Origin of the sequence: Streptomyces xanthochromogenes, from assembly GCF_014650455.1 — a bacterium.
In the GTDB taxonomy this organism is placed as follows: Bacteria; Actinomycetota; Actinomycetes; order Streptomycetales; family Streptomycetaceae; genus Streptomyces; species Streptomyces xanthochromogenes.
Genome location: NZ_BMUZ01000013.1, coordinates 19,307 through 35,242, shown reverse-complemented (window position 1 = coordinate 35,242; position 15,936 = coordinate 19,307). Strand labels below are relative to the sequence as shown.

General features: G+C 71.3%; 11 protein-coding genes. 7 read left to right on the top strand and 4 right to left on the bottom strand.

Going from position 1 to position 15,936, the window contains the following annotated elements; all coding sequences use genetic code 11:
• The first annotated feature begins 63 nt into the window (after window positions 1–63).
• Window positions 64–945 (top strand): carbohydrate ABC transporter permease, encoded by an 882-nt coding sequence (locus tag IE267_RS29975; protein ID WP_167152948.1) that lies wholly within the window; start codon window positions 64–66, stop codon window positions 943–945.
• Window positions 946–1,123: 178 nt separating this feature from the next.
• Entirely contained in the window at window positions 1,124–3,373 is a 2,250-nt protein-coding gene (locus tag IE267_RS29970; RefSeq protein ID WP_189765365.1) for a bifunctional glycosyltransferase/CDP-glycerol:glycerophosphate glycerophosphotransferase, read from the top strand.
• A 211-nt stretch (window positions 3,374–3,584) separates the two neighbouring features.
• On the opposite strand, the gene IE267_RS29965 is transcribed toward IE267_RS29970, so the two are convergent.
• Window positions 3,585–4,211 (bottom strand): TetR/AcrR family transcriptional regulator, encoded by a 627-nt coding sequence (locus IE267_RS29965; protein ID WP_167152946.1) that lies wholly within the window; start codon window positions 4,209–4,211, stop codon window positions 3,585–3,587.
• A 216-nt stretch (window positions 4,212–4,427) separates the two neighbouring features.
• On the opposite strand from IE267_RS29965, the gene IE267_RS29960 reads away from it, so the two are divergent.
• From IE267_RS29960 to IE267_RS29950, 3 genes are all read left to right on the top strand, one after another.
• The gene (locus IE267_RS29960; protein WP_167156151.1) at window positions 4,428–5,327 is read left to right on the top strand and encodes an ABC transporter permease; all 900 of its coding nucleotides are present in this window, start codon (window positions 4,428–4,430) and stop codon (window positions 5,325–5,327) included.
• 10 nt (window positions 5,328–5,337) lie between these two features.
• The gene (locus tag IE267_RS29955) at window positions 5,338–6,144 is read left to right on the top strand and encodes an ABC transporter ATP-binding protein (protein WP_189765469.1); all 807 of its coding nucleotides are present in this window, start codon (window positions 5,338–5,340) and stop codon (window positions 6,142–6,144) included.
• Between the two features lie 308 nt (window positions 6,145–6,452).
• Entirely contained in the window at window positions 6,453–7,757 is a 1,305-nt protein-coding gene (locus IE267_RS29950) for a glycosyltransferase 87 family protein (protein WP_229861492.1), read from the top strand.
• A gap of 76 nt (window positions 7,758–7,833) precedes the next feature.
• On the opposite strand, the gene IE267_RS29945 is transcribed toward IE267_RS29950, so the two are convergent.
• Window positions 7,834–12,828, bottom strand: coding sequence for an NAD-glutamate dehydrogenase (locus IE267_RS29945; RefSeq protein WP_189765364.1), 4,995 nt, complete (start codon window positions 12,826–12,828; stop codon window positions 7,834–7,836).
• Window positions 12,829–13,391: 563 nt separating this feature from the next.
• Between IE267_RS29945 and IE267_RS29940 the strand changes: the two genes are divergently transcribed.
• Complete coding sequence (locus IE267_RS29940) at window positions 13,392–13,958, top strand: DJ-1/PfpI family protein (RefSeq protein ID WP_167152944.1); 567 nt, start codon at window positions 13,392–13,394, stop codon at window positions 13,956–13,958.
• 26 nt (window positions 13,959–13,984) lie between these two features.
• Here the strand turns inward: IE267_RS29940 and IE267_RS29935 are convergent, their stop codons facing one another.
• Window positions 13,985–14,680 (bottom strand): HAD family hydrolase, encoded by a 696-nt coding sequence (locus IE267_RS29935; protein ID WP_189765363.1) that lies wholly within the window; start codon window positions 14,678–14,680, stop codon window positions 13,985–13,987.
• Window positions 14,681–14,736: 56 nt separating this feature from the next.
• Complete coding sequence (locus IE267_RS29930; RefSeq protein ID WP_161248889.1) at window positions 14,737–15,243, bottom strand: DUF6912 family protein; 507 nt, start codon at window positions 15,241–15,243, stop codon at window positions 14,737–14,739.
• A gap of 278 nt (window positions 15,244–15,521) precedes the next feature.
• On the opposite strand from IE267_RS29930, the gene IE267_RS29925 reads away from it, so the two are divergent.
• Window positions 15,522–15,929 (top strand): Rv3235 family protein, encoded by a 408-nt coding sequence (locus IE267_RS29925; RefSeq protein WP_100578644.1) that lies wholly within the window; start codon window positions 15,522–15,524, stop codon window positions 15,927–15,929.
• Window positions 15,930–15,936 lie beyond the last annotated feature (7 nt).

The following is a 15,936-nucleotide window of genomic DNA, read 5'->3' as shown; positions in this document are numbered from 1 at the left end:
GGCCCTGCGTACACGGGGAGGCCAGGCGATGACCGACCGCCGCACGCGCGAGGAGGCCGGGCGATGACCGCTGCCGATGGGATCGTCAAGGCCCGGCAGTCGCTGCCCGCGCGCATCGCCTCGCGCACGGGCGGCGGCGTGCTGCGCGTGTTCCTCATCCTGGTGGGCCTGTTCTGGCTGATGCCGACCGTGGGGCTGCTGCTCTCCTCGCTGCGCAGCCCCTCCGACATCGCCTCCACCGGCTGGTGGAAGACGTTCACCGACCCGTCCCAGTTCACCTTCCACAACTACGCGAGCCTGCTCGACAACAGCACGATCACCAACTCGCTGCTCTCCACGGTCGCGATCACCGTCCCGGCCACGATCCTGGTCGTCGTCATCGGCTCGCTGGCCGGTTACGCCTTCGCCTGGATGGAATTCCCCGGCCGCGACTGGTGGTTCATGGTCGTGGTGAGCCTGCTCGTCGTCCCCGTGCAGGTCGCCCTCGTGCCGGTCGCCAAGCTCTTCGGACAGCTCGGGATCTTCGAGACGACGATCGGCGTGATCATCTTCCACGTCTCCTTCGGCCTGCCCTTCGCGATCTTCCTGCTGCGCAACTTCTTCGCGGAGATCCCCAGGGAGCTCCTGGAGGCGGCCCGGCTCGACGGGGCGGGCGAGATCCGCCTGTTCACCCGGGTCGTGATGCCGCTCGGCGGCCCCGCGATCGCCTCGCTCGGCATCTTCCAGTTCCTGTGGGTCTGGAACGACATGCTGGTCGCGCTGATCTTCGCCGACTCCAAGCACCCGCCGATCACGGTGGCCCTGCAGCAGCAGGTCCGCCAGTTCGGCAACAACATCGACGTCCTCGCGCCCGGCGCCTTCGTCTCGATGGTCATCCCGCTCGCCGTCTTCTTCGCCTTCCAGCGCCAGTTCGTGTCGGGGGTGATGGCCGGCGCGGTGAAGTGAGCGTACGCACAACGGACTTGGTCACCCGATCGAACGATCACGCCCACGCACCGCATGACACGACGTCAAGGGCATGATCACGGAAGTACGCCGGACGGCAGCGATGCCGTAACCCGATCACTCCTGCGGGCGTTCACGGGCCATCCGCCCGCGCCCTCTCACGCCCCCAGGATGTCCGTTGCCCCGGTTCAGCGTCATCGTGCCCGCGTACAAGCTCCAGGCCCATCTTCACGCTTGTCTTGAATCGGTACTGCGTCAGACGTACGAGAGCGACGAGAGCCCGGCGTTCGATCTGGAAGTGATCGCGGTCGACGCCGGCTCCCCCGACTCCTGCGGCGAGATCATCGACGAGTTCGCCGCCCGCGATCCCCGGGTCGTCGCGGTGCACCTGCCCGCGGACCCGGCCGATCCCGGCCAGGGCCCGGGCCCCGCACGCAATGCCGGGCTCGCCCGCGCCACCGGGGACTACGTGCTGTTCCTGGACGGAGACGACACCCTCGCACCGCACGCCCTGCGCGACATCGCGGACCGGCTCAAGGCCTCCGGCGAGCCCGACGTCCTGGTCTTCGGGCACGCCCGCACCCACTGGTCGGGCGCCACGGAACACCCTTCGGCACCGCCGCAACTGACCGAGTCCGGCCCCGCCGCCTTCCAATTGGTCGAACGTCCGGCCCTGTTGAGGCAGCCCGCCCCCGCCTGGAACAAGGCGTACCGGCGGGAGTTCGTCGAGCACGAGGGGCTCGCCTTTCCGCCCGGCCGGCACACCGACACCTTCTGGTCGTACGCCACCCTGCTCGCGGCGACGTCGCTCAGCACCCTGGAACGGGTCTGCGTGCACCACCGCGGGCGGCGCGGACCGGCCGTCGCGCGCGGCCGGCACTTCGACCTCTTCCCGCAGTACGACCGCGTCTTCGACTTCGTGGACTCCCGCCCCGCGCTGGGCAGTTGGCGCCCGGTCCTGGCCCGTCGGATGGCCGACCACCTGGCCGCCGCCTCGGCCACCGTCCTGATCGCCCCGGACCTGTCCACGCGTAATCGCGCCGCGTTCTTCCGCCTGGCCCGCGCCCACTACCGCCGCCACGGTGTGCCGGGCACCGCCGGGCTGCGCCATGCCGGGGTCCGCTTCGGCACGTACCGCGGCCACCGCCTGCTGCACGGCGTCCGCACGCTGCGCGCCCGCGGCCGGGCGTTCGCCTCGGCACTGACCCGCCCGGCGATCACGGCCGCGCTCCGCCTGCACTACCGCGTCCAGCGGAGCCTGCCCCTGTGCGAGGACCTGGCGGTGTTCAGCGCGTTCTGGCACCGCGGCTATGCGTGCAGCCCCGCCGCGATCGAGGCGAAGGTCCGCGAACTCGCGCCGGGCGTACGCACCGCCTGGATCACCACACCCGAGCACGAGGCGACCGTGCCCGCGCCCACGCGCCGGTTGCGCCCCGGCGGCTTCGCGTACTTCTCGGCGCTCGCCCGCGCCAAGTACCTGGTGAACAACGTGGAGTTCGATCACCGCCTGGTCAAGCGCCCCGGCCAGCTCCTCCTCCAGACCCATCAGGGCACGCCCCTCAAAACGGTGGGCCTCGACCTGGCGGACCGTCCGGCGGCCTCGCACGGCATCGACTTCGCGCGCCTCCTCGCGGACGCCGACAAGTGGGACTTCGCCCTGTCCGCCAACCGGCACGCCACGCTCATCGGCGAGCGCGCCTTCCCGGCCGCTTACACCACGCTCGAATACGGCAGCCCGCGCAACGACGTGCTGCGCCGCGCCACCGACGTCGACTCCGCCCGGCTGCGCGACCGGTTGGGCATCCCGGGCCGCTCGACGGTCGTCCTGTACGCGCCCACGTACCGCGACTACAGCCGGGGCCGGCACCTCCCGCTCGACCTGGAGCGGCTCGGCCGCGTCCTCGGCCCCGAGTTCTTCCTCCTGACCCGCGCGCACTTCGCCTACGGGGCTCCCCTGAGCCGGACCCCGCTGCCACGCGTCCTGGACGTCACCGGGCATCCGTCGGTCGAGGAACTGCTCCTGGTGGCAGACGCGTTGGTGACGGACTACTCGTCCCTGATGTTCGACTACGCCAACCTGGACCGGCCCATCGTGATCCTGGACGACGACCGCGAGGCGTACGAGGCGGCCCGGGGCACCTACTTCGATCTGCGCGGCCGGCCGCCGGGCGCGGTGGCCCGCACCGAGGACGAGTTGATCGACATCTTCACCACCGGCCACTGGCGCGGCTCCCGCTCGGCCCAGCTGCGCGCGGCGTTCCGCACCCGCTTCTGCCCGTACGACGACGGCCGGGCGGCCGAACGGGTGGTCCGCCGCGTCTTCCTGGGCGAGGCGGGGGCGGCTCCGGCGCCCCGAAGCCTGCCCGAACAGCGCGCCCACGCAACGGAGTTCGCCCCGCCATCACTCGCCGCGCCCCCGCGCCGCTGAGCCATCGCGCATCCACCAGGCGCGACCCGCCGTGCCCTCTCGCGCGGTTCCCCGCGGCCCTCAGGGCGTCGCACCTCGCCAGAGCCGATGAAGTCGCCAGGCCCCTACAGGGGCGCGGGGAACTGCGCGACCAGCCCCACACGGCCCGCACCCGATGGACAACACGCGGAGGCCCCCCACCGAGGCGGGCCCGAACCGCAACCCGCCCGCGCTACGCGCTGAGCGCCGCCACCGCGGACTTGGCCAGATCGTCGAGGTATCCCTTCGGCAGCGCACCCTTGACGACGACGAGCCGCCAGTAGAGGGGGCCGACGATCAGGTCGAGCGCCCGGTCGGGGTCCGCCCCCGGCGGCAGCTCACCCCGCTCCACCGCCTCGCGGACGACCACAGCGGCGACCCCCTGCTGCCCGTCGAGCAGCGCCGCCTTGATCGCCTCCGCGATCTCCGGATGGCGTACCGACTCCACCAGCAGGTCGGGGATGACCTGCGAGGCGATCGGGTGGCGCAGGGCGAGCGAGGCGACGGCGAGCAGCGCGCGGATGTCCCCGTACAGAGATCCGGTGTGCGGCACCGGAAGGCCCTGCTCCGCGAAGGCGGACACCAGATCGAGGACCAGGCTGAGCTTCGACTTCCAGCGCCGGTAGACCGCCGTCTTGCCCACGCCCGCCCGGCGCGCGATGCCCTCGATGGACATCCGGGCGAACCCGACCGCGGCGAGTTCCTCGAAGACGGCCGCCCGGATGGCGTCCGTCACGTCCTCGCGCAGCACGGCCGCACCGGCGGGGGCGCGGCGCGGCTGGGGGCGATTCGTGGGGGTCTCCGGGTCCGTCTTGGTCATGCCTTGAGCATAGCGTTGCGACGAGACGGTTGCGTTGCGACGTGAAGCCGTCCTACTCTCCCCGTAGCGACGATACGGGTCCGTTCCGTCGCGAGTGATCCCCCGCCCCGGGAAGCCTCCCGGGATCCCCCGGCGAAAGCGACCGCAGTGAGCCAGACCGCACCCGCGCGCGAGACCGCGGCACCCCCGGCAGCAGCCCCGACCGCGTCGGCCTCCATTCCGGCGCAGTCCGCCCGGTACACCGGTGACCAGGCGCTCGGCCCGGCCGAGCTCGCCGCCAAGTACGGCCTGAAGGTGAGCGGAGCCCGCCCCACGCTGCCGGAGTACATCAGCCAGCTGTGGGCCCGGCGCCACTTCATCACCGCGTTCGCCACCGCCAAGCTGACCGCGCAGTACAGCGAGGCGAAGCTGGGGCAGATCTGGCAGCTGATGACGCCGCTCCTGAACGCGGCGGTGTACTACTTCATCTTCGGCATCCTGATGGGCAACAAGAGCAGTACGCCCGACTACATCCCGTGGCTGGTCACGGGCGTGTTCATCTGGACCTTCACGGCCAACTCGATCATGGCGGGCACCCGCGCGATCACCGGCAACATCGGTCTGGTGCGGGCCCTGCACTTCCCGCGCGCCTCGCTGCCCGTCTCGCTCGCACTCCAGCAGCTCCAGCAGCTGCTCTTCTCGCTGGCCGCGCTCGCGATCATCATCATGTGCTTCGGCCAGCTGCCCGGCGTCTCGTGGCTGCTCCTGGTCCCGGCGCTGGTCCTGCAGTCGATGTTCAACACGGGCCTGTCCCTGGTGATGGCCCGGATCACCGCGAAGACCCCGGACATCGCCCAGGTGATGCCGTTCATCCTGCGCACCTGGATGTACATGTCCGGCGTGATGTGGAACCTGGGTCCGCAGCTCAAGAAGATGAACCCACTGGTGGGCCAGCTGCTGGGGCTCAACCCGGCCGCGGTCTACATCGACCTGGTCCGCTTCTCGATGATCCGCAGCTTCCACGCGAACAAGCTGCCCCCGCACGTGTGGGCGGTGGCCGGCGGCTGGGCGGTCGTCGCGCTGGCCCTGGGCTTCATGTACTTCTGGAAGGCAGAGGAGCAGTACGGACGTGGCTGAGACCCAGACCGTGCCCCAGACCCTGGACAGGCCGGCCGAGGACGCGGTCGCCCTCGGCGAGCCGACCGTCATCGCCGACGACGTCCACATCATCTACAAGGTCCACGGGACCGGTTCCAAGGGCAAGGGCGGGGCCACCGCCGCGCTCAACCGGATCGTCTCGCGCAAGGAGACCCCCGGCATGCGCGAGGTGCACGCCGTCAAGGGCGTCACCTTCGTGGCCCGCAGGGGCGAGGCCATCGGCCTCATCGGCTCCAACGGCTCGGGCAAGTCGACGCTGCTCAAGGCGGTCGCGGGTCTGCTCCCCACCGCCCGGGGCAAGATCTACACCCAGGGCCAGCCGTCGCTGCTCGGCGTGAACGCGGCCCTCATGAACGACCTGACCGGCGAGCGCAACGTCACCCTCGGCGGGCTCGCCATGGGCATGACCCGCGAGGAGGTGCGCGAGCGCTACGACGACATCGTCGACTTCTCCGGGATCAACGAGAAGGACGACTTCATCTCGCTGCCCATGCGCACGTACTCCTCCGGCATGAGCGCCCGGCTGCGCTTCTCCATCGCGGCCGCCAAGAACCACGACGTGCTGCTCATCGACGAGGCCCTGGCCACCGGTGACGCCCGGTTCCAGCGCCGCAGCCAGGAGCGCATCAACGAGCTGCGCAAGGAGGCGGGCACGGTCTTCCTGGTCAGCCACAGCAACGCCTCGATCAGGGAGACCTGCGAGCGCACCCTCTGGCTGGAGTCCGGCACCCTGCGGATGGACGGCCCGACGGACGAGGTGCTCGCCGCGTACGAGCGGTTCACGAAGAAGAAGTAGCCCACCACACAGCACCGGCCCCCATGGTGCGGGGCACCTTCATGGTGCCCCGCACCACGGCTTCCCCGGCACTCCCATGGTGCCCGGCAGTACACCTCTCCCGCGCTTCCGTGGCGCCTCGCACCACACCCGCCCGCGCACCCTCGTGGTGCCCCGCACCACACCTACCCGGGCCGCCCTCGTGGTGCCCCGCACCCCAACCGCCCGCGCACCCTCGTGGTGCCCCGCACCTTGAGGCGCCCCGCACCGCACGCCACCCGCCGCGCCGCCCCGCGAAATCGGGACAAACCACGCATAAACTTCGCGCGATGACGCCCTCTCAGATGCCCCCGCCGCCCGCCCGGGTCCGCATCCCGGCCCCCGCGCCCGCGCCCGACCCGGGCGCCTTCGGCCGCCGAACCCGGTACGTCGCGCTCGCCGTGAGCTGGCTCGCCACCCGCGCCCTGATGCTCCACCTCCTGGTCTCGGACAGCCTCGGCGTCGGCGGGGTGAGCGGCGAGGTGTCCGTCCTCTACCGCCGCTGGTACGACCAGCTCGGCACCGGCACCTTCCCCTTCGGCGACCCCACCTGGCAGTACCCGCCGGGCGCGGGCGCGCTGCTGCTCGTCCCCTCGCTCTTCCCGTTCCTCACGTTCTTCCAGGCCTTCACCGCCGTCACGCTCGGCTGCGACGCGCTGATCGCCCGCGCCCTGCTGCGGGCCGGCGCCCGCCCCGGCGGCAGCGAGTCCGGCGCCTGGCTGTGGGTGGGCGGCCTCCCCCTGCTGCTGCACGTCCCCTACGGCCGCTACGACGTCCAGGTCACGGCCCTCGCGGTCGGCGCCCTGCTCACCCTGCGCCGCAGGCCGGGCCTCGGCGGGGCGCTCGCGGGACTCGGCGCCCTGGTCAAGGTCTGGCCGCTGCTCGCCCTGATCGGCACCCCGCCCGGCCGCGCCACCCGCAGGGCCGGACTCGGCGCGCTCGCCTCGGTGGCCGCCCTGCTCACCGTGCTCGCGCTCGCCTTCGACCACACCCTGGACTTCGCCCGCCAGCAGGGAAGCCGGGGCCTGCAGATCGAATCCCTGGGCGGCACCGCGTACCAGCTCGCCCATCTGGTCACGGGCCACCCCGCCCGGGTCGTCTACCGGTACGGGGCCATGGAGTTCACCGGCCGGTACGTGTCCGCGCTCGCCACCGCAAGCCTCGCCCTGACCGGACTCGCCCTGTGCTGGCTGGTGCTCTGGCGGGTGCGCGCCCGGCGCTGGACGGTGGCGGTGCCGCTGGACGCGGCGCTGTGCGCGGTGCTGCTGTTCACCGTGACCAGCCGCGTGATCAGCCCCCAGTACCTGGTCTGGCTGCTCGGCCTGGCCGCCGTCTGCCTCACCTCGCGCCAGACCAGCCAGCGCCCGGCGGCCCAACTCCTGCTCCCGGCAGCCGCGTTGAGCGCGCTCGCCTTCCCCTGCCTGTACGAGGACGTCATCGCGGGAACGGCCCTGGGCACGGCGGTCATGACCGCCCGCAACGCGTTGCTCGTGGCCGCGGCGCTGGTCTCCTGTCGCCACCTGTGGGCCTCGACGGTCACCGCGTCCACGACGACGGCGGCCATCACCCCACGCACGGAGCCCCGCACCCCCTGAGGGGCGCGGGGCTCTGTCACGGTGCTGCTCCGCCGCACGGGCGGCGGCCGACCGCGCCAGCGGCCGGGGCGGCGCCTCAGACGTGCGTGCGCAGCAACGTCCGCATCGTCCGCATCGCGACCGACAGGTTCGCGAGGTCGAACGCGTCGGAGGACTGGATCTCCTCCAGGGTCGAGCGGGCCCGCCCCAGGATCGCCGCGTTCTTCTCCTCCCACTCCTTGAAGCGCTGCTCCGGCGACGTGGTCCCGTTGCCGACGGACAGCACGTCCTGGGTCAGCCCGGCGTGCGCCGCGAACAGGTCCTCGCGGATCGCGGCCCGCGCCATCGACTGCCAGCGGTCGGCCCGCGGCAGCTCGATGATGCGGTCGAGGAGCTGGGTGATCCGCAGGCGGTCGGCCAGGTCGTAGTAGACCTCGGCGACCTGGAGCGGCTCCTTGCCGGTGCGGCCGGCGATGGCCACGATGTCGAGCGCCGGGAAGGCGGAGGAGAACCCGGCGACCTGCCGCGCGAGCTCCTCGGGCACTCCGGCCTCGGTCAGCTCGTCCAGGATTCCCTGGTGCCATTCCAGGTCGGCGCCGCGCAGCAGGTCCGTCAGCGCGTCCCAGACCTGGGCCACCCCGGCCGAGAAGTCCTCGATGGTCTCGGCCATCTGGAGCGGCTGCGGCCGGTTGTTCAGCAGCCAGCGCGTACCGCGCTCGACCAGACGGCGCGAGTGCAGCCGGATGCGGGTCTGCACCTCGGCGTCGACCTTGTTGTCGAGCGCCTCGACGGCGTCCCACACCTTGTTCACGCCGAAGATCTCGCGGGCCGCGACGTGCGCCCGCACGATCTCCTCAAGCGAGGCCCCGGTCTCCTCGCGGAGCCGGTGCAGGAACGTCGAGCCACCGATGTTGACGGTGTCGTTGACCAGCACCGTGGTGATGATCTCGCGGCGCAGCGCGTGCCCGTCGACCGCCTCGGCGAACTTCTCCCGCAGCTGCTGCGGGAAGTAGGCGTGCAGCAGCTTGGCCAGGTACGGGGCGTCCGGCAGGTCCGTGTGGATCAGCTCTTCCGCCACCGTGATCTTGGTGTAGGCGAGCAGCACGGCGAGCTCGGGCTGGCTGAGCCCCTTGCCCGTGTTGAGCAGTTCGCGGATCTGGCGGTCGTTCGGCAGGAACTCCAGGGCCCGGTCGAGGTGTCCGTCGCGGCCCAGGCGGCGCATGAAGCGCTGGTGGGCGTGGAGCAGCGAGGGCGACTGGGCGACCGCGTTGGCCAGGGCCACGTTCTGCGCGTAGTTGTTGCGCAGCACCAGGTGGCCGACCTCGTCGGTCATCGCGGCGAGGATCTTGTTGCGCTGCTTGACGGTCATGTCGCCTTCCGCGACCAGGCCGTTGAGCAGGATCTTGATGTTCACCTCGTGGTCGGAGGTGTCGACGCCCGCGCTGTTGTCGATGGCGTCGGTGTTGATCTTGCCGCCCTCGCCCTCGGGTCCGCCCTTGCGGCTGAACTCGATCCGGCCGAGCTGGGTCAGACCCAGGTTGCCGCCCTCGCCGACGACCTTGACCCGCAGGTCCTCGCCGTTGACGCGGATCGCGTCGTTGGCCTTGTCGCCGACCTCCGCGTTGGACTCCGCGGAGGACTTCACGTACGTGCCGATGCCGCCGTTCCACAGCAGGTCGACCGGGGCCTTGAGGATGGCCTGCATCAGGTCGGCCGGGGTCAGCTTGGTGACGCCCGCCGGGATGCCGAGGGCCTCCCGGACCTGCGCGTTCAGCGGGATCGACTTCGCGGTGCGGGGGTGGATGCCACCGCCGGCCGAGAGCAGTTCCTTGTTGTAGTCGGCCCAGCTGGAGCGCGGCAGGTCGAACAGCCGGCGGCGCTCGGCGAAGGAGACCGCCGCGTCCGGCTTCGGGTCGATGAAGATGTGCCGGTGGTCGAAGGCGGCGACCAGGCGGATGTGCTCGGAGAGCAGCATGCCGTTGCCGAACACGTCGCCCGACATGTCGCCGACACCGACGACCGTGAAGTCCTCGGTCTGGCTGTCGTGGCCGAGCTCGCGGAAGTGCCGCTTGACGGACTCCCAGGCGCCGCGGGCGGTGATGCCCATGCCCTTGTGGTCGTATCCGGCGGAGCCGCCGGAGGCGAAGGCGTCGCCGAGCCAGAAGTCGTAACTGATCGCCACGTTGTTGGCGATGTCCGAGAACGTCGCGGTGCCCTTGTCGGCGGCGACCACCAGATAGGTGTCGTCCTCGTCGTGACGGACCACGTCGGCCGGCGGGACGACCTCGCCCGCGACCAGGTTGTCGGTGATGTCGAGCAGCGCCGAGATGAACGTCTTGTAGCTCGCGATGCCCTCGGCGAGCCAGGCGTCCCGGTCCACCGACGGGTCGGGCAGCTGCTTGGCGACGAAGCCGCCCTTGGCGCCGACCGGCACGATGACGGTGTTCTTCACCATCTGCGCCTTGACCAGGCCGAGGATCTCGGTACGGAAGTCCTCACGCCGGTCGGACCAGCGCAGGCCGCCTCGGGCCACCTTGCCGAAGCGCAGGTGGACGCCCTCGACGCGCGGCGAGTACACCCAGATCTCGAACTGGGGGCGGGGCGCCGGAAGATCGGGGATCGCCTGCGGGTCGAACTTCATGGAGACGTACGCGTGCGGAGTGCCCTCCGCGTTCTTCTGCCAGTAGTTGGTGCGCAGCGTCGCCTTGATGACCGTGAGGAAGGAGCGCAGGATGCGGTCCTCGTCCAGGCTCGCCACCTGGTCGAGGGCGCCGTCGAGCTCTTCGAGCAGCCCGTCGATGAGCTCGGTGCCGGCCTTCTGGCGGTCCGGCGAGAGCCGCGCCTCGAAGAGCGAGACCAGCAGCCGGGTGGTGTGGACGTTGTCGCGGAGGGTGTCCTCCATGTAGTCCTGGCTGAAGGTGGAACCCGCCTGACGCAGGTACTTGGCGTAGGCCCGGAGCACCATCGCCTGGCGCCAGTTGAGCCCGGCGCGCAGCACCAGGGAGTTGAAGCCGTCGTTCTCGGCGGCGCCGGTCCACGTCGCGGCGAAGGCCTCCTGGAACCGCTCGCGCGCGTCGTCGGCCAGGTAGTCGCCGTTGCCGTTGCTCTTCTTCGGCATGCGCAGACCGAAGTCGTAGATCCAGGCATGCGTACGGTCGGCGCAGCGCAGCTCGTAGGGGCGCTCGTCGGTGACCTCGACGCCCAGGCGCTGGAGCACCGGGAGGACCGCCGAGAGCGAGACCTGCTCGCCGATCCGGTAGATCTTGAAGCGGCGCTCACCGGGGACCGCGCCGACCGGCTCGTACAGCGAGAGCGCGAAGTCCCGCCGCCCGTGGGTGAGTTGCTCCAGGTGGACGAGGTCGGCGACCGCGGCCCGCGGGGAGTGGTCGGCCTTGTAGCCCTCGGGGAAGGCGTGGCCGTAGCGGCGCAGCAGCTCGGCGGCGCGCTCCTCGCCGCACTCGGCGTTCAGCGCGTCGGAGAAGCCGTCGGCCCAGGAGCGGGCGGCCTCGACGAGGCGGGCCTCGATGCGGTCGGAGTCGGCGTCGGTGAGCTCGGTGAGCTCGGTGCCGGCCGGGACGCGCACCACGAAGTGCAGCCGGGACAGGATCGACTCGGTGTTCCAGGCGGTGAAGTCGACGCTGGTGCCGCCCAGTTCCTCCTTGAGGATGTCGATCAGGCGCAGCCGTACGCCGGTGGTGTAGCGGTCGCGCGGCAGGTAGATCAGCGCCGAGTAGTAGCGGCCGTACTCGTCCTGGCGCAGGTACAGGCGCAGCCGACGCCGCTCCTGGAGGTACAGGACGGAGGTGACGATGGAGCGCAGCTGGTCGGCCGGGGTCTGGAACAGCTCGTCGCGCGGGTAGGTCTCCATGATCTGGAGCAGGTCGCGGCCGTCGTGGCTGTTGGGCGAGAACCCGGCGCCCTTGAGGACCTCCCCGACCTTGCGGCGCACGACCGGAACCCGGCGCACGGACTCGGTGTAGGCGGCCGAGGAGAACAGGCCGAGGAAGCGGCGCTCGCCGACCACGTTGCCCTGCTCGTCGAACTTCTTGACGCCGACGTAGTCGAGGTAGGAGGGGCGGTGCACGGTGGAGCGGCTGTTGGCCTTGGTCAGCACCAGGAGCTTGTGCTCACGGGCCTTGGCGCGGGCGTCGGCGGGCAGCCGGCTGAAGGACGGGGAGACCGGGTGGCCGTCGTCCTCCTCGCCGTGCTGCGGGTCGGAGCGCAGGATGCCGAGGCCGGTGCCCGGGACGGCGGACAGCGAGTCGTCGTCGGTGAGCTGGTACTCGCGGTAGCCGAGGAAGGTGAAGTGGTCGGTGGAGAGCCAGCGCAGGAGCTCGCGGGCCTCGTCGACCTCCTGCTCGACGAGGTCGCCGGCCTTCGGCTCCTTGGGCAGCTCGTCGGCGATGCGCAGCGCGGCGTCGCGCATCTTCTCCCAGTCCTCGACGGCTTCGCGCACGTCGGACAGGACGCGCAGCAGATCGGCGGTGATCTGCTTGAGGTCGGCGCGGTCGGTCTCGCGGTCGATCTCGACGTGGATCCAGGACTCGGTGAGCGCGTCGTGCGGCAGCTCGGCGGTCTGGCTCCCGGTGTCGAGCACCTCGATGAGCTTGCCGGTCAGATCGCGGCGGACGACGACCTGGGGGTGGATCACGACGTGGATGCCGCGGTTCTGCCGGGACAGCTCGTTGGTGACCGAGTCGACCAGGAAGGGCATGTCGTCGGTGACGACCTCGACGACGGAGTGGCTGCAGGTCCAGCCGTTCTCCTCGACGGTCGGGGTGTGCACCCGGACGTTGGCGGTGCCCTGCGGCCGGTTCTCCGCGAGGCGGTAGTGGGAGAGCGCTGCGCCGAAGACGTCGACCGGGTCGCGGTCGGCCAGGTCCTCGGGTGCGGTGTGCAGGTAGTAGCGCTGGAGGTACCCGAGGAGGACGCCCTGGTCGGGACCTTCCTCGCTCGTGGCCCCAGTCGTGGCCGCCCGGTCGGTCCTGGGGGTGTCCCCCAGGCCTCCGGGCCCCCCGGCCGGGCTGTTCTCAGCTACCCGGGCCGCCCGTGCGAGCAGCTCGGCCTTGGCTTCGTCCAGCTTGGTCTGCATGTCCTCTGGCTCCTGTCGCGCGCCGTTGCGTGACGTAGGGGAAAGAAGCGACGCAACGCCACGACGCGGGGTGTCCGGTCGGTGTCGACGCTATGCCGCGATGAGAGATACCCGGGCGCTTACCGGCCAATTTTGTGGCTTCGAGGCTTGATTCCGGGTGGAGGGAATCAGCGACTGCCCGGGCGCCGTGGCGCTCCGGGCGAAGGGCGGGGGCGGCAGTGCCTCCGCGACATATCGCGCTGATCACGGGACAAGGCTATCGCCCCTTCCCCCCGAACCGTCATGAGCCTTATGTGTACAAAAGCTGGGCCCGAAGTTTGACACTCTGGACAGCGACGTGGCGGCGCGAACGAGCCTCTTGGCAAACGGCCGCCGCGCGGGCAGGTTGACGGTACGGAAATCCGCAGGTGCGGTGTCCGCGCGTGCGGCGTCCGAGGGTGTGGCGTCCGCGGGTGTGGCATCGGCGGGCGCGGTCGGCCTTCAGCCACTCCGAGCCCGAGCCCCCTGAGCCCCCGAGCCCCCGACAGCCTCTGAGCTCCACAGCCCCGAGAGGGAGTGCACTCATGGCAGCCAAGATCCTCATCGTGACCGGTGACGCGGCCGAATCCCTGGAAGTCCTCTACCCCTACCAGCGGCTGCGCGAGGAGGGGTACGAGGTCCACATCGCGGCCCCGGCCCGCAAGAAGCTGCGGTTCGTGATCCACGACTTCGAGCCCGGCTTCGACACGTACACGGAGAAGCCCGGCTACACCTGGCCCGCGGACCTGGCCTTCTCCGAGGTCGACCCCGGCCAGTACGTCGCCTTGGTGATCCCGGGCGGCCGGGCGCCCGAGTACCTCCGCAACGACCCGGAGCTGAGGAAGCTCCTGAAGGCGTTCTTCGACACCGACAAGCCGGTGGCCCAGATCTGCCACGGTCCGCTGCTCACCGCCGCGATCGGCAGCCTGAGCGGACGCCGGGTCACCGCCTATCCGGCGCTCGAACTGGACATGCAGACGGCGGGCGCCACCTTCCAGGACGCGGAGACCGTGGTGGACGGCACCCTGGTCTCCGCCCGGGCCTGGCCGGACCACTCCGGCTGGATGCGGGAGTTCCTGACGGTGCTGCGAGCGAAGGCACCGGTGACGTAACCGGCGCTGCCCCGGGCCGAGCCGCCTCAGGCCACCAGATCCTCGGCGACGGCGACCGCCTCCGCGAGGGTGTCGACCACTGGGACCCCCGCCACGGCGAGGCTGGTGCGGCTGTGGGAGCCGCCGGTGAACAGCACAGCCTGCGCGCCCACGGCCGCCGCGGCCACCGCGTCGTCCACCGCGTCCCCGATCACCACGATCCGCTCGCCGGATATCTCCGGGTCCGCCGTTCGCAGCGCGGTCAGGTGGCGGACCATGTGCTCCGCCTTGCTGCCGTGCGAGGGTCCGGTGCGGCCGTCGACCCGGACGAAATGCTCGGTGATGCCGTGCCGCCGCACGATGGGGACCAGGTGCTCGTGCGGCGCCATGGACAGCAGGGACTGGCTGAGGCCGGCCGTCCAGCGCGCCGCGAGCAGCTCGGCCGCGCCCGCGGTGAGCCCGCAGGAGTCCGCACGCGACCAGTACTGCCGGTGGAAGGCCGCGTCCATGACCAGCCATTCGGCATCCGTGGGCAGCCGGCCCATCAGCCGCTGGTAGAAACGGGGAATCGGTACGCAGTACAGGTCGCGGTAGCGCTCAAGCGTGATCGGCTCGAGGCCGAGCTCCGCGAAAGCGGCGTTGGTGGCCTCGATGACCGCCACGTTGTCGTCGAGCAGTGTGCCGTTCCAGTCCCAGACCAGATGGGCCTGGCGCTTCCCCGTGTCCTGCCTGCCGTTCCCCATGCCAAAAAGGTACCCACCCGCACTGACAATCGACCACGGACGGGCACATCCGCAGGTCAGGCGATCAGGTTGGGGATCTCCTGCACGCCGAACCAGAGCAGTTCGTGGTCCTCGGCCCCGTCCACGGTGAACTGGGCGTCGTCGTCGCCGTGGTCGGCGGCGCCGAGCGCGTCGGCCGCGGCCGTCACATCGGCCACCGCATCCTCGGCGTCCACGTGCACGGCGGCCGCCTTGGCCAGCGCCACCGCGGAGGCGATCCTGACCTCGCCGAGCGAGCTCGCGTCCAGGGCGCTGTCCGGGTCGGCGGCGACGGTGTTGTCCGGCACGTCCACGGCGACCACGACCCGACGCCTGGCGGTGCCCGGCTCACCGGCGAGCCGCCGCAGCGAGGCGGCCGCGGCCCGGTTCAGCGCCGCGTACTCCAGCTCCTCGATGTCGTCGGAGACGTACCACTCGCGCAGGCCGGGCGTGACGGCGTAGGCGGTGAGGGGCCCGGGGCCGAGCTCTCCGGCGCCGTGGGCCGTCGCGAGACCGGAGATGGTCAGGGGTACGTAGACGCGCATGAGGGACCGCTCTCTTCTCGTCGTCCCATTCGGTCGTGAGACGGGTTCAGGATACGCGCGGGAGTCCCCCTTCGAGCTGCCGGTGCCCCCTCGGCCCCTCTCGCCGCCGAAGTCGGCCACACCCATCCCCACCTGGGCAGACGGACATCTCACTCATCCGGATAGGTGAATCCCTACGGCCTCGCCCACCCCGGGTCCGCTCCTTGCGACGGCTCCCGTCGCCCCCGTACAAGATCCCCAACAGAAGTTACCCACTGGTATCGAAGGGGGCGTCAGCCATGAGCGGGACCACGACAGGGCCGGCGGGACGCGGCGACCAGCGCAGGCCCGGCAGCACCGGAACCCGGCGACCGCAGCGGCTGACCCCGCACGAGCTGTTCGCGCAGAAGCTGCTCGCGGTGCTCAGCGGCGAGCGCCCGGTGCACTGGATGCTGGGCCTGACCGTCGGGGACGCCTACGAGCAGCTGGTCCGGCTCGCCCCGCGCACCCCCTTCCGCACCCGCGGCGCCCGGCCCGTCGTACGGTCCTGCCGCGCGGCCCCGCTGGACCGCGGGATCGTCGAGGCGGCCGCCTGCATCGCGGCGGGCGAGCAGGTGCGGGCCATGGCCTTCCGGCTGGAGCGGGGCGCCGATCTGCGCTGGCGGTGCGCCGCGGTGGAGCTGGGCGGCGAACGCGTCCCGGCATAGCGAGGGG